The sequence below is a fragment of the Alkaliphilus oremlandii OhILAs genome, from assembly GCF_000018325.1.
Lineage (GTDB): Bacteria > Bacillota > Clostridia > Peptostreptococcales > Natronincolaceae > Alkaliphilus_B > Alkaliphilus_B oremlandii.
The window spans coordinates 2,213,721-2,231,825 of sequence record NC_009922.1; the positions used below are offsets into that span (position 1 = coordinate 2,213,721).

Annotated in this window: 19 protein-coding genes; 6 read left to right on the forward strand and 13 right to left on the reverse strand. The window is 36.0% G+C overall.

The window, feature by feature from the left end:
* Positions 1-100 precede the first annotated feature (100 nt).
* From CLOS_RS10845 to CLOS_RS10870, 6 genes are all read right to left on the reverse strand, one after another.
* Positions 101-718 (reverse strand): hypothetical protein, encoded by a 618-nt coding sequence (locus CLOS_RS10845; protein ID WP_012159925.1) that lies wholly within the window; start codon positions 716-718, stop codon positions 101-103.
* 176 nt (positions 719-894) lie between these two features.
* Positions 895-2,871, reverse strand: coding sequence for an ABC transporter permease (locus CLOS_RS10850; protein WP_012159926.1), 1,977 nt, complete (start codon positions 2,869-2,871; stop codon positions 895-897).
* Positions 2,864-3,631 carry an ABC transporter ATP-binding protein gene (locus CLOS_RS10855; protein ID WP_012159927.1) on the reverse strand — a complete coding sequence of 256 codons (768 nt, stop codon included), beginning with the start codon at positions 3,629-3,631 and terminating at the stop codon, positions 2,864-2,866. The genes CLOS_RS10850 and CLOS_RS10855 overlap by 8 nt, the downstream gene beginning before the upstream one ends.
* Before the next feature lie 128 nt (positions 3,632-3,759).
* Positions 3,760-4,758 (reverse strand): sensor histidine kinase, encoded by a 999-nt coding sequence (locus CLOS_RS10860; RefSeq protein WP_012159928.1) that lies wholly within the window; start codon positions 4,756-4,758, stop codon positions 3,760-3,762.
* Between the two features lies 1 nt (position 4,759).
* Positions 4,760-5,431 (reverse strand): response regulator transcription factor, encoded by a 672-nt coding sequence (locus tag CLOS_RS10865; protein ID WP_012159929.1) that lies wholly within the window; start codon positions 5,429-5,431, stop codon positions 4,760-4,762.
* A gap of 60 nt (positions 5,432-5,491) precedes the next feature.
* Positions 5,492-6,262: a DUF1385 domain-containing protein gene (locus CLOS_RS10870; RefSeq protein ID WP_012159930.1), complete on the reverse strand. Its 771-nt coding sequence runs from the start codon at positions 6,260-6,262 to the stop codon at positions 5,492-5,494.
* A gap of 186 nt (positions 6,263-6,448) precedes the next feature.
* Between CLOS_RS10870 and CLOS_RS10875 the strand changes: the two genes are divergently transcribed.
* Positions 6,449-7,012 carry a hemerythrin domain-containing protein gene (locus CLOS_RS10875; RefSeq protein ID WP_012159931.1) on the forward strand — a complete coding sequence of 188 codons (564 nt, stop codon included), beginning with the start codon at positions 6,449-6,451 and terminating at the stop codon, positions 7,010-7,012.
* Positions 7,013-7,137: 125 nt separating this feature from the next.
* On the opposite strand, the gene CLOS_RS10880 is transcribed toward CLOS_RS10875, so the two are convergent.
* The 3 genes from CLOS_RS10880 to CLOS_RS10890 are packed head-to-tail and all read right to left on the reverse strand — an operon-like array spanning position 7,138 to position 10,825.
* A complete protein-coding gene (locus CLOS_RS10880) occupies positions 7,138-8,490 on the reverse strand; it encodes a TldD/PmbA family protein (RefSeq protein WP_012159932.1) in 1,353 nt (450 codons plus the stop codon).
* Positions 8,491-8,502: 12 nt separating this feature from the next.
* Positions 8,503-9,882 carry a TldD/PmbA family protein gene (locus CLOS_RS10885; RefSeq protein WP_012159933.1) on the reverse strand — a complete coding sequence of 460 codons (1,380 nt, stop codon included), beginning with the start codon at positions 9,880-9,882 and terminating at the stop codon, positions 8,503-8,505.
* Between the two features lie 37 nt (positions 9,883-9,919).
* A complete protein-coding gene (locus CLOS_RS10890; protein ID WP_012159934.1) occupies positions 9,920-10,825 on the reverse strand; it encodes a TerB family tellurite resistance protein in 906 nt (301 codons plus the stop codon).
* Between the two features lie 277 nt (positions 10,826-11,102).
* Here CLOS_RS10890 and CLOS_RS10895 point away from each other — a divergent pair, with 277 nt between their 5' ends.
* The 3 genes from CLOS_RS10895 to CLOS_RS10905 all read left to right on the forward strand — a co-directional run bounded on the left by CLOS_RS10895 (position 11,103) and on the right by CLOS_RS10905 (position 13,533).
* Complete coding sequence (locus tag CLOS_RS10895) at positions 11,103-11,615, forward strand: ferritin (protein ID WP_012159935.1); 513 nt, start codon at positions 11,103-11,105, stop codon at positions 11,613-11,615.
* Between the two features lie 288 nt (positions 11,616-11,903).
* A complete protein-coding gene (locus tag CLOS_RS10900; RefSeq protein WP_012159936.1) occupies positions 11,904-13,103 on the forward strand; it encodes a cation:proton antiporter in 1,200 nt (399 codons plus the stop codon).
* A gap of 76 nt (positions 13,104-13,179) precedes the next feature.
* Positions 13,180-13,533 carry a hypothetical protein gene (locus CLOS_RS10905; RefSeq protein ID WP_012159937.1) on the forward strand — a complete coding sequence of 118 codons (354 nt, stop codon included), beginning with the start codon at positions 13,180-13,182 and terminating at the stop codon, positions 13,531-13,533.
* Between the two features lie 85 nt (positions 13,534-13,618).
* On the opposite strand, the gene CLOS_RS15660 is transcribed toward CLOS_RS10905, so the two are convergent.
* Positions 13,619-13,789 (reverse strand): Spo0E family sporulation regulatory protein-aspartic acid phosphatase, encoded by a 171-nt coding sequence (locus CLOS_RS15660; RefSeq protein ID WP_083757161.1) that lies wholly within the window; start codon positions 13,787-13,789, stop codon positions 13,619-13,621.
* A 233-nt stretch (positions 13,790-14,022) separates the two neighbouring features.
* On the opposite strand from CLOS_RS15660, the gene CLOS_RS10910 reads away from it, so the two are divergent.
* Both CLOS_RS10910 and CLOS_RS10915 read left to right on the forward strand, forming a co-directional pair.
* Positions 14,023-14,799 (forward strand): ABC transporter ATP-binding protein, encoded by a 777-nt coding sequence (locus CLOS_RS10910; RefSeq protein ID WP_012159938.1) that lies wholly within the window; start codon positions 14,023-14,025, stop codon positions 14,797-14,799.
* The gene (locus CLOS_RS10915; protein WP_012159939.1) at positions 14,792-15,616 is read left to right on the forward strand and encodes an ABC transporter permease; all 825 of its coding nucleotides are present in this window, start codon (positions 14,792-14,794) and stop codon (positions 15,614-15,616) included. The genes CLOS_RS10910 and CLOS_RS10915 overlap by 8 nt, the downstream gene beginning before the upstream one ends.
* A 46-nt stretch (positions 15,617-15,662) precedes the next feature.
* On the opposite strand, the gene CLOS_RS15320 is transcribed toward CLOS_RS10915, so the two are convergent.
* From CLOS_RS15320 to CLOS_RS10930, 3 genes are read right to left on the reverse strand one after another with little or no spacing between them, the layout of a single operon-like run.
* Positions 15,663-17,201, reverse strand: coding sequence for an HD-GYP domain-containing protein (locus tag CLOS_RS15320; protein ID WP_012159940.1), 1,539 nt, complete (start codon positions 17,199-17,201; stop codon positions 15,663-15,665).
* 14 nt (positions 17,202-17,215) lie between these two features.
* Positions 17,216-17,617: a hypothetical protein gene (locus tag CLOS_RS15325; protein ID WP_012159941.1), complete on the reverse strand. Its 402-nt coding sequence runs from the start codon at positions 17,615-17,617 to the stop codon at positions 17,216-17,218.
* A 26-nt stretch (positions 17,618-17,643) separates the two neighbouring features.
* Complete coding sequence (locus CLOS_RS10930) at positions 17,644-18,072, reverse strand: YtxH domain-containing protein (protein WP_012159942.1); 429 nt, start codon at positions 18,070-18,072, stop codon at positions 17,644-17,646.
* Positions 18,073-18,105 lie beyond the last annotated feature (33 nt).

Consider the following 18,105-nt stretch of genomic DNA (forward strand, 5'->3'; position numbering starts at 1 on the left):
GGTCTGTGATCCAGCTATTTGTCTAGTGACGTATGGCGGGAATCTAAGTTGTAACCTAGGAATTATGCTCCTATTATAGCTTAGAAAAGATATCCTGACATTATAAATTGTATTTCGCCATAATCTCCCTACGCTTTTCTTCAGTAATTTCCTCTACTGCATATTGGATTTCTTCTTTAAAATCCATATCATAATGATTTTTTATTTTAACCATGGGCTCAAATGAATCCCTCGGATCTTTTAAACAAATTTGATCAAAATACCAATACCTTTTCATATATTCCAAGTTTTCTTCATTTATAGCAATAAATTTTTGAAATGGCTCTTTGTTTAAAAGCTTTGGATGAAATGCATCTTCACGCCAAAGTAACATATTAAAATCTTTAAAATAATAGGTATTACTGAGATACTCATCTTCACAATCGTAATCATAATCACTTAAAAGCTTCAAAGCATCAAAAATTTCTTCAGCTATGGTATTGAATAAATCAATACCATTAAAAATAACTTTAGACCCCCCAATATTATTGATACATATTTCAAAAACCTTATCCTCTTTATAGGTAATATGATATTGTTCATATCTTACAGAAACATCATTCGCTTTCGTTTCTCCCTTATAATCCTTACTGCCGATAATTTCTTCAACTTCTTTCCTTGTCATTCCGAAAAAAATATTTCCTATTCCTTTATGGGGTGTAACAATTATAGTTTTCATGCGATCCTCCCTGAAACAAATTTTTAATATGAATATAATTTCTTTAAAAATAATAAATTCCCTTCTTTTTTCATCGCTCTATATAGAAAAATAGAGATAAACTTTTATTTTTATCTCTATTCTTAGTGCATATTGTATTTTATGATAACATTTTACAGTAGATTATATATTTAAAATTAGCTTACAATCCTATAATATACTTTTGCTGTTAAGGAATATACTACGCCATAAATTAAGCCAAAGATTAAAATTGTGGCTACAGTACAAATCATAAACAGCGGAATATTGGTTAAATTCATAACTGCCAACAGCTTCGTAATCATTTTAAAGGCAGCGATAATATGAATAATTGCCATCATTAAAGGTAAGAAAAACACCTTGATAATCTGACTTTTTACAGAGTTTTTAACTTCCTCTAGGCTCATGCCGACTTTTTGCATAATTTCAAAGCGGTCCTTATCATCATAGCCTTCTGATATTTGCTTGTAATATATAATCAACACCGTAGCCATCAGGAACAATGTTCCTAAAAATAAACCGAGGAATAAAAAGCCCCCATAGAATACATAGATTTCGTCTTCCATACTTTGTCTATTCTCTATAGAAAAAGCTACATCTTCTATTTCTCTAAGTTCTTGTACAACTTCCCTATATATGTCTATCTTTTCCTCTTTTTCTCCTTCCATATCAAAGCTTAAATAGTATTGATATTCACTGGCACGATCGCTATATGCTTCCAGCTGATTTTCATAAATTTCATTCAATGTAGCTTGATCCTTTACAACGATATAATGAATATTTAAAACAATGGATGTGTATTCGCCTCTCAGTGGAAAGCTGCTTAAATGCTGCAGGATCCGATATTCTTTATTAAACAGGTTAAAATGATCGCTCATTTTTCCATTACTGCTATGAATAAGGACTTCATTTTCAGAAAGATGAATCTCTTCACCAGTCACTCTCGTATATTCATCCTCCGTGATAAAGAAGAGTTTCTGTAAATTATCCATAGAATTAGCTTCTCTATCAGTGATAAAGGTATCCCCTACCTTTTTTGCAACAAAGGAAAGATATCGATAGTCTAACAGATTGTTAATGGGCATATGATTTCTATCTACCGTATCTTTAACAGCCTGTAAAGCTAAGGTGATCTCTTCCTCTGTCGGCTGATACAGGGTCATGGCTAAGTCTTTGGGATATCTGTTTTCAAGCTGTTCCTCCACACCGATGTACAATGAAACGGTAGTCGATAGCATAACCAGCACCATGGTGCTTAAAATACAAATATTCGCTAACCCCACGGCATTCTGCTTCATGCGGTAAATCATGCCGGAAACTGAAACGAAATTTTTCGTTTTATAATAATAGTTTTTGTTTTTTCTAAGCATTTTCAATAAAGCGATGCTACCGGATGTAAACAAGCAATAGGTTCCTATGATTACCAATACGACGGCAACAAAAAATAAAGGAATGGCATCTAAGGGCGATTCTGTCGTTAAGGCTATAAAGTAACCTGCACCGAGGGTAATAAGACCGATGATGGTAATGAGCACCTTGGATTTCGGTTCACGTTCTCCAATATTGCCGCCCTTTAATAGTTCAATAGGCTTTGACATTGTAATCTGTAGCAAATTCCATAGCAGCGTCACAAAGAATATACCGGTAAATAACAGAACTGTTCCAACCAAAGAGCTGGTACTGATAAAAAAATTCAAGGGTACGGAGAAATTTATCACTTTGAATAGGATCAAAAAGATTAGCTTACTCAGTACAATACCGGATAATAATCCGATCGTTATCGTTCCTACAGCCGTTATCATCGTTTCAAGTAATAAGATCTTCGCAATATGTTTTTTTTCCATCCCTAGAATATTATAAAGACCCAATTCTTTTTTTCGTCTTTTCATTAAAAAGCTATTGGTATAGAATAAGAAAATCGTCGAAAATATACCAATTACTACGGTGCCAAAGCCCATGACGGTTTTTAGTGAACCAGCTCCTGGCATTTTGCTTAATCCCTTGTTTATAGAGATCATATGCATGATATAAAACATGGTCACCGTACTGATACAGGTAAGAAAATATGGAAAATAAAATTTGCTATTTTTCTTAATATTCGTTACCGCCATTCTGGGATAGAACAGATTATTCATATTGTCCACCACCAGTTGCAATGGTAATTAAAGTATCTGAAATTTTTTGATACATTTCTTCCTTCTGCATAGCACCTCTGTAAAGCTGATGGAATACTTCTCCATCCTTAATAAATAAAACACGCTTTGCATGACTGGCCGCTTTCACGCTATGGGTTACCATTAAAATGGTCTGACCATGGTCGTTGATATCATTAAATAACTTCAGCAAGCCGTCGGCTGCATGGGAATCCAAGGCGCCCGTTGGCTCATCTGCAAGAATTAGCTTCGGATTCGTAATCAGAGCACGAGCAACGGCTGCACGCTGCTTCTGGCCACCAGAAACCTCATAGGGATATTTCTTTAAAATTTGGCTAATTCCAAGATGCTGTGCAATCGGCGTCAATTTACGGTTCATTTCCTCATGGGTCTTTCCCGATAGAACTAAAGGTAGAAAAATATTATCCTGAAGTGAAAATGTATCCAGTAAATTAAAGTCCTGAAAGACAAAACCTAAATTTTCTCTACGAAATATAGAAATTTCTCTTTCTTTTATAGAGACAATATTTTTTCCTCCCAGAATTACATCGCCACTGGTTGGCTTATCTAAAGACGCAATAATATTGAGGAGCGTTGTCTTTCCAGATCCAGACTCCCCCATAATCGCCACGTATTCTCCTTCCTCAACAGAAAAAGAGATATTCGTAAGGGCCTGAACATGATTTCCACCAAATCGAGTGGTATATACTTTTTTTAAGTTGTTTACTTCTAAAATTTTCATCATACTGAAACCTCCTGTGTTTTTCCTTATGATCAGTATAACAAAGCAAGGAAATGTACTGCCATTGATTTAGCTTACATTTCCTTGCTCAATCTTACAATTCTGTAAGGGTCCTATACGATTGTAATTTATTCTACCCATAGCGCTACGGATTCCAAACCAATGGTGACCTTTGTACCCTCTCCAATCTTAGAATCGATGTGGATCGTATGTCCCAGCTTGCTGAGAGCAGTTTTACACAGATACAATCCAATCCCCGTGGATTTTTTATCAGAACGGCCATTGTATCCTGTAAATCCTTTTTCACAAATTCGAGGCAGGTCCTCTTCCTGTATCCCGATTCCAGTATCTTGGATGATTAAATTTTTCCCATGGTCCATATAGATGGATATGGTCCCCCTGTTGGTATACTTTAATGCATTGGACAGAACCTGCTCTATAGAAAAGAGGAGCCACTTTTCATCGGTTAGAACCCATTCCTTAATTTCTCCTAAGTTCAGATGAATTTTCTTTAGAATAAATAGTTTGGAATATTTCCGAACCGCCTGTTTCACAATTTTTTCAAGGTCATAATTTCTCAGCGTAAGATCGGTGGATTCACTGCCCAATCTTAAGTATTGCAGCACCATCTCCACATACTGTTCAATTTTAAATAATTCCATGGAAAGCTCTGCACTCCGATCCGTTTTTTCCAGTTGGAGCATGAGGCTCATGGCAGAAATTGGCGTTTTAATTTGGTGTACCCACAAAGTATAATAATCGATCATATCTCTTCTGGCACTATCCTCTTGGGATATGATCCGTACCTTTTCCTCATGAATTGCTTCAATTAGATTCTGATAATCTTTTTCTAAAATGTCCTTAGGAAAAGGAATGCCGTCGATGCTTAGGGTAATGCTATGGAGCAGATCCCTTAGCTCCTTATGGCGTCTATAGTAACGCAGCCAATCGATGAGAAGAAATATAATGCCCATGGTTGCACATAATATAAATCCGTAAAGCACCGATTCTACGGGTAAATTGTATAAATGAAAAACGATTAAAAAGATCAGGGAAGAGATAGCGAAGAAAATCGTTGTTTTCATATTTCTTTGCAGATATGAAATTAAAATTTTTCGGACGCTCATCTTATCCCACCATGTATCCAATGCCTTTTTTCGTTGTTATAAAATTATATAAACCTACGGCTTCTAGTTTTTTTCTTAGTCTTGTGATGTTTACAGTCAACGTATTCTCATCGATAAAGCTATCCGTTTCCCAAAGGCGGCTCATAATCGTATCTCGGCTTACAACCATTCCCTTATTCTCCATCAAAAGCTGTAAAATCTTATAATCATTCTTTGTCAGCTCTATCTTTTCACCCCTATAGGTCAATGTGTTATCATTGATATTCAATATGGCTTCATTGTGCTCTAAGAGATGGGTCTGCCCCGAAAAATCGTAGGTGCGTCTCAGCATTGCCTGTACTTTAGCCGTTAGCACATTTAAATCGAAGGGTTTTATAATAAAATCATCCCCACCCATGTTCATTGCCATTACAATATTCATATTATCCGACGTGGATGAAATAAAAATAATGGGCACCTTTGAAACCTTCCGAATCTCACTACACCAGTGATAACCGTTATAAAAAGGTAGAGAAATATCCATTAGTACAAGCTGTGGATCGTAAGAAACAAAAGCAGCAAGAACATCTTTAAAATCTGCAACCCATTGTGCCTGCCATCCCCAGGTTTCTAAATGATTTTTTATTGCCTTGGCAATGATGCCATCATCTTCAACGATTAATATCTTATGCATTCCTGATCCCCCTTTTCTCCATATCAATTGGTATCCATCTTTCCCTTCTGCATGAACAATTTAACTTGGAACATATCTCCTGCTTTCTATTATTTTAGATCGATATAGCTGATGGGCCTTTTGTAATTGATTGAATGTCCCCACTGCAATAGCCAGTTCTTCTTCCCTAGGTTCTAAGGCCGTAATCCACTGGAGAAGTTGTACATATTTATCCCATGGGTATTTCTTTTTATCTAAAATTTTTATGATCTGGATCGATGTAAGAAACAGAAGAAAAATAATCCCAATGGATTCTACATTTAAAAACCATAATGGCAGATATAGTAGAAGAAAAATGCCAGTAATATTAGAACCGCATCGTATATTAAATCGAGAAGCCTTTTTTATTAAATAAGGGTCAACATGTCCATGTTCTATATAACAATTGATTGCTTTATGTTCCGCACCGTGATATCGAAAGACCTGTAAGATCTTCTTATAGTTCAATAAGAGCACCATGGCAATCACAGCCAAAATGTAATAGAAATATGGATCCATTAACTGATCCACCCTATAATATACATTGCTTAAATCTGTGATGTCCTCTGCAAAATAAACACCCACTAGCAATAAAAGCACCATCCTAACTTTTCTGTCCAGCACCTTCCATTGATAATAAGCAGTAGAAAGTCCTCCTAGGATAAACTTATTTTCAAGCTTTCTTAGAAACTTTGGTGGAATAATCCACTCAATATCATATTCAATTTTACCTTTTTTCTTGGTTCCCTTCAGCTTAAAATTATCGCAAAAAAAGGTAATCCCATTGAAATGGGAGTATCCTCCTATTTTCATATCATCACATCACTTATCTTTTTTATATTGTTGTTCTACTCTATTTAGTATAGCCTAGTTTCAGTATTTTAAAAAGTTACATCTCTTTAAAAATTTGCACATTCTTTTGATTAATATCACATCTTTGCCTATTTAAAATGGGTATACTAACAATAGAATGAAATTTAATAAAGGAGGATTTATCATATGAAAGCCGTACAAACTTTAAGGGACGAACATAAAAATATATTAAGAATGCTCAAGGTTGTAAAATCTTTAGCGATTATTACATTCAATACAAAAGAGGTTTATTACGAAGGCTATCGGAATGCCATTGATTTTATCAGAAACTATGCAGATAAGTTCCATCACGGAAAAGAAGAAGATATTTTGTTCAAGAAGATGTCTTCTGAGCTTGGACCAGCCATTGAAAAAGGACCGATTTTCGGCATGCTTGCAGAGCATGATTTAGGAAGACTCTTCATAAAAACCCTAGAGGATGCCCTTATCAAAGCGGAAAAGGGAGACGAAGATGCAAAGGTTGACATCATTGCCAATGCAACAGCCTATACCGATTTACTGTACCGCCATATCGACAAAGAAGATAATGCCATATTTAATTTTGCAGACAGTCAATTAAAGGCAGAAACCCACGAAGAGCTGAACATCGAATTTGAAAATGCAAAAAAAGGTTTAAATAGTGACGAAACCGAAAGAAAATATGTAGCACTTTTAGAAGAGTTAGAAGCCTATGTGGCTTCTGCAAAATAAACCTACCTTATACGCTCTTAATTCACTATAAACTGTTCCTCTTAAACAAAATACAAGCCAATGAAGATTATATGATCCATGGCTTGTATTTTTTATTTACCGATACTTCTCAACAAGGATTCTCTCTATTCACCGGCTACAGAAATCTCTTTTATTTTTAAGGTTGGTGAACTTACATAGGCACCCATCGGTAGACCAAGTTCTAAATCCGATCCAATTTCTTCAATATTTTGAAGCATTTCGTAGAAATTACTTGCAATGGTAATCTGGTTGACTGGTCTTTCTATCTTCCCAGCTTTCACATAATATCCCCTTGCCGCTAAGGAGAAGTCCCCAGAAACTGGATTGGCCCCAGAATGTAAACCATTCAGCTCCGTAATGATCAAACCTTCCGCTAGAGAGCCTACCAAATCCTCATAAGTGCTTTCACCCGGTTCAATATATAGATTGGAAGGTGCCACTGTAATGGTACCTTTGTAGGAGGACTTGTAACCATGGCCAGTGGAGATAACGCCATCCTTCTCCGCAGTTTTTAAGTTGTAAAGCAAACTTTTTAACACACCATTTTCAACTAGGGTTAACTTTTTACTAGCTACCCCCTCATTGTCAAAGGAACGGCTGGCTCCACCATTGGCTAAAAGCGCATCATCTATAATTGTAAGCTTTTTACTTCCAATTGCTGCACCCAGTTTATTTTTTAGTAGGGATCTTCCTTTTTGAACATTGTCTGCTGAGAAAATACCATAGAAAGTCGCCAGCAAATCTGCCGCTGCTGTATTTTCTAGTAGAATTGTATATTTTTTGCTTTCTACAGGCTTTGCGCCTAAATAAGATCGTGCTCTTTCCACTGATTTTTTAGCCAATACTTTGGGATCAAAATTTTCTATATCTCTGCCTGCTCTAAACATCAGCGCATTTTGTACCTCTTCATTTTCCTTCACAACTGCTGAAATATAAGCTAGGGCAAAGTTAGATTTCTGACTTTTACTCAATCCTTTAGTGTTATAGAGCTGCACCTCATTTTCCATGTCCGTATAAACACAATAATTTACGCTGATCACTCTAGGGTCTAAATCATAGGCTTCCTTTTCCATGGTTTTAACGAAATTCAGTTTATGGTCAACAGAGAAAGTTGACAATTTCTCAGCGTATAGATCTAAATTGTGATATACTTTAGAACCTTCAAAAATAATTTCCTTATCTTCATTTTCAATAATCTCAGCGTTTTCCTTCGCTGCTTCTATTAAAATCTCTACAGCACTTTCATCAATCTTCTCCGTATAAGCATATCCTGCTTTTCCATTATAAATCCCTCTAAAGGATAAGCCCCCTTCCTGAGATGTGGCATAATCATCAATTTCTCCTTGAAAAACCTTACAGGTGAACTCACTGTTTCTCTGATAATAAATTTCCATGTCTTCAAAGCCTTGTGCTTTTCCATAAGTAAATATCCGCTCTTTTAAACGTTCTATGTCCAATCGTCTCTCCCCCTATCTTCCACCTACAGTGATTTCATTTACTCGAATGGTAGGCTGACCAACGTCCGTCGGTATTGAGCCGCTGACAGAACCGCACATTCCCTGTCCATAGTCTAGATTATTTCCTACCATATCGATCTTATGAAGTATATTCGGTCCATTTCCGATTAAGGTAGCGCCTCTCAGTGGTTTATCGATCTTACCATTTTTAACCAAGTATCCTTCCATCACAGCAAAATTAAAATCTCCAGTGGCCGGATTGACAGATCCGCCTCCCATGTATTTTGCATAGATACCAAATTCAGTATTGGCAATGATTTCCTCTGGCGTAGACTTTCCTGCTGCAATGTATGTATTGGTCATTCTAGAGGTTGGCGCATATTTATAGGATTCTCTACGTGAGGACCCTGTGACCGTCATCTCCATTCTTCTAGCGTTTAATTTATCAATCAGATATCCCTTTAAAATACCATTTTCTATGAGTACATTCTTCTTGGTCGGTTCTCCTTCATCGTCGATGTTTGCAGAACCCCAAGCATTTTGAATTGTTCCATCGTCGATGGCCGTCACTACACTGGATGCTACTTGTTCTCCGATTCGATCTGCAAAAACAGAGTTTTTCTTAGCCACAGATGTTGCTTCCAGTCCATGGCCACAAGCCTCATGGAAGATAACGCCACCGAATTCATTGTCTATGATCACTTGGAATTTGCCACTTGGACAAGGTTCTGCATCCAGCATTGTTACTGCAATTCGGGAGGCTTCCCTTCCATATTCCTTCACATCGATTTTATCATAAAACTCAAACCCCATATGAGCACCCGGTGAATAGGATCCTGTTTGCATTTCGTTGTTCTTGGATGCAATGGATTGAATTGCGATTCTTGTTCGAACCCTTTGATCCTCAGCAAATCTACCTTCAGAGTTTGCAACTAGGATTTTTTGGTCCTCATCAATATATCGAACTGTAACCTGAGAGATCAGATCACTATAGCCCTGTGCCGCTTCATAGGCTTCACGCATTACATTCACTTTTTTACTCTTTTTTATTTCCTTTGGTAAAAACCTAATTGGGTTAATATTGTTATAGTCATATCTGATAAAATCTAAAACCCGATCCTGTTTCATTCCTTGAATTGCCCCACTTGCCTTAATCGCCGTATGAATCAGCGATTCCCTATCGAATTGATTGGTATAGGCGTATACACTGTTAAACCCTTTAAAGATTCGGATACCTACACCAAAGTCCCTGCCAGAAATACTATTGTCTACCTTTCCTCCAATCATGGTGATCCCTGTGTTGTATTTGTCCTCAACAAATACTTCTGCAAAATCACCGCCTGTAGAAAGCGCCGCCATAATGATGTCTTCAATCAGCCTTTTGTCTAACATAAAATCCCTCCTCCAAAAGTTCTTAACTTATAGTTGATTACAGGATAATCGCCCCTGTATTTTCTAATGTGGCTACGGTTCTTCTCAGAATATCCAAGGCCCTCCGAGCAATATCTGCCTCCTTTTCCTTATGATTTAAAACTTCATCGTGGAAATAATCCATATCACTATAAATATTATCGATGGTTTCCTGATGCAGTCGTTCCATACTTTCCTTCGTTATATTCCACAAATTGGTTCTTTCGTCCTTTTTTATAGATAGCAAATAATCCACAGCTTTGTAGGTGATCATTCCTAAGGCAATCGTACCTGCTAAACCTACTACCAAGGCATGTTTTTTTGTTTTCTTCTTCATTCCTATGGCTTTCAGTCCAGAAAGCGCACCGAGGCACCCCAGGCCTCTAAAATTTCCGCTGTAGTACAGAAGTCCCAGAGGAATTCCTAAGGAAGCTGCTGCAGCCATGGATTTTTTGCCGATTTCTTTTAGCTGATCGTTCTCTGCACCACTTTCTAAAATAGAGCAATCCATTTCATATTCTTCTTGAAAAAAGGAAAACTGCTCTTCGGAAATATTAAAATAATTCTGAATTTGTTCTATAAGCCTTTCTTCGCCTTCTGTAATGACATAGTCTGCATTCATGATGATAATTAAATCCTTCATTAAGGAAAACCTGAAAATATTCCTTTCTTGATCGTTCAATTGATTTTCTAATTGCAATTCCTTGCTGAACTCCTCAAAAGATATTCTTTTTTGCATCATTTGTTTTAGAAGATCCACTCTTTCAGTAGCCGGAAGTTTAATCTTATTCATAATTCTGTAGAAGGCACCTATTTTTAGTTGGTTATGGTCCCTATCTACGGTTGCCATCAAACTTAATATCCTGCTATAGTTCAATTTTATCTGGAGCGGCATCTCGTGTATATCTCTTATTTTATCGTTCATAAAATAAATCCTCCTTGTATAAATTATATTTCATATCGGTTCAAGTAAAGCAGCCAATTTAAATTTTTTATATTTCCATAGGAAAAACACCTATACAAATATTATATCGTTTTTATTGCAAAATACAAAATAAAGTTTGTTTACGAGGATATGAATTGGTGTAAATATTATATATAGTTTATTAATTTACATGGACTTATTCATAGGTTCAATTGGTAATTTATGATATAATAATCACATGTAGTAGTAAAAATTAATTTATTGGAGGGGTTTTGTTATGATGTCTGAAAAATTATTAAAAGGATTTAACGAGCAAATCAAGCATGAGTTTGATGCAGCTAATATTTATCTAGCGATGGCAGCTTACTGTAAAGCTGAAGATTTAGATGGCTTTGCTAATTTTTTCATCGTTCAGGGGGAAGAAGAAAGATTCCATGCAATGAAGTTCTTTAATTTTATTAACGAAATTGGTGAAAGGGCAATCATCTCAGGCTTTGGGGATCCAAACAATTCTTTTGATTCTGTTGAAGCAGTCTTTGAAGCAGCTTTAGAGCACGAAAAGAAGGTTACGGGTCAAATCAACGAATTGATGCATACTGCATTAGAAGATAGAAATTATGCTGCGGTTAATTTCTTAAATTGGTTTGTAAACGAACAAGTAGAGGAAGAAGCTACTTTTAGCAACCTGATTGCTAAATTAAAGAGAATTGCAAATAATCCAAGTGGCATATACATGTTAGATAACGAACTGGCGCAAAGAGTGTTTACACCACCAGCAACTGAAGAATAAGAGGATCTAAGAACACTACCCGATCATAGTTATTGATTCATAAAAAAATACATAGATCATATAAGAATCCATGTACAGAAAGAAGGTCTAATTTCTTTCTATACATGGATTTTATGTACACAGATCCTTTACTAAAAATTTAACCATTGAAAATCAATTCCATATTGTATACAATATTAAGTAGAATGCATTATAGAAAGCTGGTGGTTAAAATGCATGAATTCCTTACTTGGATAAAGACATAACTTTTATCCTTTATTTTTAGTATATTACGTAGGAGGAATGTTCATGGATTTTTTGTTTAAATTAAGCATCATATTAATCGTAGGACTTATCGGCGGTCGAATTTCTAAGAAATTAAATCTGCCAAATGTAACAGGGTATTTAGTAGCCGGACTATTCATCGGCCCATCATTCTTTAATCTCATTAAAGATGCGGATATTCAATCATTTTCTATTATCAATGAAATAGCATTGGCTGCCATCGCATTTGGTATCGGTAGTGAATTTGAATTAAAAGATATGCTGAAGGTAGGAAAAAGCGTTGTCGTTATTACCGTGGCAGAAGCCCTCGGAGCCATGCTCGTGGTATTTTTAGTAACATACTATATGTTCGATCAAAGCTTTGCATTTAGTATTGTGATTGCCTCCATGTCAGCTGCGACAGCGCCTGCTGCAACAATCATGGTAATCAATCAATATAGAGCGGACGGACCTTTAACTAGAACGATTTTGCCAGTAGTTGCCCTAGATGATGCTGTTGGTATTATGGCTTTCGGTATTGCTATGTCCATGGCAAAGCTGTCCCTCGGTACAGTTAATGGTTCTTTTTTCTCCATGGTCAGTGCACCCTTTATAGAAATCTTCGGATCCCTACTCATTGGATTTATCTTAGGGGTATTGACTACCTATTTTGCAAATAAAGCATATAGCCAGGAAGAGCTTCTTGGAATCGTTCTCGCATCTCTTTTTGCGTCATCCGGCATTGCGAACTTTTTAGCCCTATCTCCACTACTGACCTGTATGATGGTGGGCGCCACAATTGTTAATTTAATGCATAATTCAAAACGGGTCTTTGCAGTGCTCAATGATGTTGCACCACCAATTTATCTGTTATTCTTTACATTGGCAGGAGCGAGTTTACATTTAAGTATTTTATCACAAGTTGGTGCTCTTGGAATAGCATATGTATTTGCTAGAGGTGGCGGTAAAATGCTGGGTGCTGCTTTAAGTGCAAAAGCTGTTAAAGCAGATAATGCTGTTTGTAAATATTTGGGGCTTGCTTTACTACCCCAAGGTGGTGTTTCTCTCGGTTTATCCATTATCGTGAAGAAGCAATTGCCACAGTATAGTGAAGCCATCACTACAGTGATCCTCTTCAGTATATTAATCTATGAATCTTTAGGGCCGATTTTATCTAAAATAGCAATTGAAAAAGCTGGAGAGATCAATGGAAAGGATAAAAAGTTATCACCATCAAAAGCATAAAAATCCTAAAACCATTGAATGAGCAAAGCATTTTAGATACAATTGTACTATATAAATTTTGAAAGAAGGTGCAAAAATGCATGTATTGTTTTTAGTTCTTAATGAAATAGAGTATTTAGATGATATTTTATCTGAGTTTGTAGAAATCGGAGTTAAGGGTGCTACGATCTTAGATAGCCAAGGAATGGCTAGTGCAATCGCCAATAATAGTAACAGACAAGTTCCTTTATTCGGATCATTGAAAAGCTTTTTGGACAGCTCCAGACCGTATAATAAAACGGTTTTCACTGTAATTGATAATCCAGAGCTTTTAGAAAAAGCTGTGGATGCCGTCAATAGGGTCATAGGAGATATTCGTAAGCCTGGTGTAGGTCTCATGTTTACAATTCCTGTTGACAATATTTTTGGATTACCGAAAAATTCAATTTAGAGATTCATCCCTCAGAATTCCCATATAACTGTTATTTTTTCTGAGCTACTAAAATACCGTTCGATTGAGAGCGGTATTTTTTATTTTATTTATGGTTATAGTTGTTTTTTTTAGTTGCTTGGAGTATTAGAACATCCAATTTTTGACTAATTTCAACGATATCTTCAGTTATAGTCCCATTCGTTCCCTCTAGCATTTTATGCAATCTATTCTTTAATGCATTAATTTCATTTTCACATTTCTCTCTAGACTTCATCGGCTTCCAACTCCTTTAACTGTGATATAATTATAATCTTTTTACCCGTAGATACACTCTTTAAACAAATTAAAAATCCAAGCCAAGCCTCTATTCATCTTATTTTCCATTGATAATTCATAGTAGAACATCACAATACTTCCTCATACAAAGTACCAAATGAATTGAAGTATCATATGATATATCAAATACGTTTTAAGATGTTACCATGTTGTCTGAAGGAGGCTCAAATTATGAATGGTAGAAAATTTGTCGAAATAAAAAATGTATCCAAGATATATCATACCTTAGAAGGAGAAACTGAAGCCATATCCAACCTATCCTTCGATGTTGACCAAGGAGAAATAATTGCCATCGTTGGTCCCAGTGGTTGCGGTAAATCTACAATTCTATCCATTATCGCTGGATTGATCAAACCTAGTTCTGGCGAAGTTTTTATCAATGGTAAAAAAGTTGATGGCACAAATAAAAATATAGGCTATATGTTCCAAAATGACCAGCTCTTTCATTGGAGAACCATTATGGAAAACGTCATTATCGGCTTAGAAATTCAAAATAAGGTCAATGATAAATCCTTGAGCCACGTTACAAACCTTTTGGACCTTTATGGCTTAAAGGATTTTAAAGATCATTATCCCTATCAGCTGTCCGGAGGAATGAGACAGAGAGTCGCTTTAATTCGAACATTGGCAATTGAGCCAGATTTATTGCTCTTAGATGAGCCTTTTTCGGCCTTAGATTACCAAAATAGATTGGCTGTTAGCGATGATATCACTAAAATACTGCGGAGTGAGGGGAAGACAGCAATCATGGTGACTCATGATATTTCTGAGGCGATCGCCATGTCTGATAAGGTCATCGTCCTATCCAATCGACCTGCCAGCATTAAAAATATCCATAGCATCAATCTGACCTGCGATATGGAAAGAACACCGCTAAAATGTCGTGAGGCTCCTGAATTTAGGCATTATTTCAATAAAATATGGAAGGAGCTCGATATATATGTCTAATCATCAAGAGTTGAAGCAAACAGAACATTCTTCCAGTCATTTAGCGTATTTAAAATTTATTAAAAGCTATAACAGAAAAATTCTATTCTGGCAGACTGGTGTCTTAATCATCTTCTTGCTTTTATGGGAGGTTGCTGCTTCCCTAAAATGGATCGATCCTTTTTTCACAAGCAAACCCAGTGATATTGTAACTTTAATTGGAAAGCTGGCCATGGATGGCTCTCTTTTTAAACACGCTGTAGTATCCATCACTGAAACCGTAATATCTCTGTTCTTAGGGACCATACTAGGAACAGTGATCGCCATTATTTTATGGTGGTCTGACTTTGCGGCTCGAGTTCTGGATCCTTATCTCGTGGTTTTAAATGCCATGCCTAAAATAGCATTGGGTCCTATTATCATTATTTGGGCAGGTGCCGGTATGAGTGGTATTATCGTCACCGCACTGACCATCTCCATCGTTGTGACCATATTGTCTACCTATAATGGTTTTAAAGAAGTGGATACGGAGAAAATCAAACTTCTAACAACCTTTGGCGCCAGCAAGTTTCAAACATTACAGAAAGTTATTTTCCCTGCGAGTATCCCCACCATGATCAATACCTTTAAGATCAATATCGGAATGGCTTGGGTCGGCGTAATCGTCGGTGAATTCCTAGTATCAAAATCTGGATTGGGCTACTTAATTGTCTACGGCGGTCAGGTATTCCGACTAGATATTGTAATGGCTGGTGTTATTGTTCTGTCCCTTTCTACAGCCATCATGTATCAATTTATTTCATTTTTAGAAAATCGATTTCTAAAGTGGAAACAATAAAAAATAGCTTATTTCTATCTATACGAAAGAAAGTTCTCATTTGTTTTCAATGAGAACTTTCTTTATATGCAACTAGGCAATCTGCATCATATATTTTTCTGATTTCTGACAGGTTCTTCTCAAATACATCTACCAATACAGGATCAAAGTGACTTCCTCTCGATTCTAAGATAATCTCTACACATTCTTTAAAAGTCATTCGTTCCTTATAGGATCTTTTGGAAGCCAATGCGTCAAATACATCTGCTATGGCCACAATTCGAGCACTTAAAGGAATTTCTTCTCCCTTTAATCCATAGGGATATCCCGTTCCATCCCATCTCTCATGGTGATGCCGTATAATATCCAATGCCATCTGATAAAAATCCTTACCGAAATATTCTAAAGAATCCCGGAGATTACTTATAATGTCCGCTCCTATATTGGCGTGTTCTTTCATAATTGCCCATTCTTCCGGGGTGAATTTCCCAGGTTTATTTAATATTTTATCCGGTATTCCTACCTTCCCAATATCGTGCAATGGCGCATACAATTCCATATCCTGCATAAATGAGCTATTGACTTCATACTTTGCGTTGCTGACATCATATAGATGCTCTGCAAGGACTAAAGAATATTTGGTCATACGATTGATATGATCGCCAGTTTCTAAGTCCTTTTTCTCTACCAATTCTGCAAAGGTATATGTAATATTATTAAATATAGTTTTTGTTAAGTATGCCTGATTGATGATGGTGGCTATGGAATGGGCTACATTCTCTGCTATCCTTAGGCTTTTTTTATCGTAGCTCTCCTTTTCAAAGGAGCTAAAAAACAAGATACCGAAAGCTTTATCATCTATAACTAAGGGAATGATCATGTTTGAGTGAATCCCTTCCTCTACAATTAAATCCAAAGCAATGCTACGATCTTCTCGGTTCACTTTCTCAGCCATCAGATTGTTATTGATTTTAGACTGTTTGGTCTCTAAAATATCTACTAAGGAGGTATTGGCCATACTCACTTCAAATCCAATACCCAATAAGACTTTCCCGTAATTAATCTTAGCCGTTTCTGCAATAATCTTTTCTCTATTATAATCTGCAAATGCCACACCAATTCGATCGACTCGAATATGTTCATTTAATTTGTCGAATACTTTCTCCAATACACGATCTAAAACGTATTCATTAGAAGCCACATCTTTTATGTCTTCTAGAAATATGGCTTCTTTGTAAATATCATGAATTAAGTTTTTAATACGATCTTCCTCTGTAAAATAAGGTATGTAACTTTCTACAAAATCCGTATCGTAATTAAAATTACTCAAATTTTTAAATGCACGGAGGATATAACTCATATCGTTCTTTGTCAGTCTTCGAACGAATAACAAAGCTACTATCAATAAAACGAAAATGGTGATGGATACCAATATTGATATCTTCATGTAGCTATAAAAGTCGTTTCCATTGAGATGGTTCTCCGTTTTCATTCTATCCATCATATTAAAATTTAAAGCAGCAAAGGCTAGAAATAAAATTGCGACCAATATACAGATAAGCTTATAGATGCTTTCAATTTTTATTTTTTTAGATTTATTTATCATATAGACTTCCCAAATTATTTACTCCAGAATCCCTTTTTCTTATCTTTTGTAAATAAGCTTTTTAGTATTGGTAAAATTACCAATAGGTCTTTTGCAGGTAGAATCAGATCTTCACTAATTACCTGTGCAGCTGCGGCTGTATACTCAACAGTCTCTTCAACAGCCTTAATGGCTCCTGAAACATGTTTCATCTCGTCATTCACATTCTTCGTTATTTCCTCAGTAGTGCTTAGTATTTTAGGTACGCTGTTTAAAACCTGATCAATGTTCGCTTCATTACGCTCCACAATTCTGCTGATACTGCTAAGGATTTGATTTAAATTCATCAATGATTTAAATAAAACCACTAGAACACTGATCCCTGCTATAGAAAGTAATATGGTGACTAATTGTCCAACACTTATCTGAGCATCCATGCACTTACATCCCCTTTATATATGTTTTAATATTCGTCAGAATCTAATGCCTCTTCTATTATTTCTTCAAGGTCCAGCTCGTCTATAATATTGAGATCTTCTTCTACACTGAATTTTTCTTTCAACAGATTTTTCTTCTCTTCAATCAGCTCTTTTTTATTATCATAAATCTGAGATAATTTCTCCTTACCCTCTGTAAGATTTGCTTCTAAAGCATCCTTTGCTTTTTCTAATTCTTTTTTTGCTTTTTCCAATTCTTTTTTTGCTTTTTTTCTATTGTTTTTACCGCTATCTGGAGATAGGAACAAAGCTGTGACACTAGCTATGATACCTCCTACAGCTGCTCCTTTCACAATACCCTTTGCATGCTCAAGATTTTTTTCTCTTTCGATCTCTTTCGGGTCCAATCTTCTTTTTACGTCTTTCATTTTTCTCTGTAGTTGTTTGATATCCATATGAACACTCCTTTATTATATAATGTTTATTTC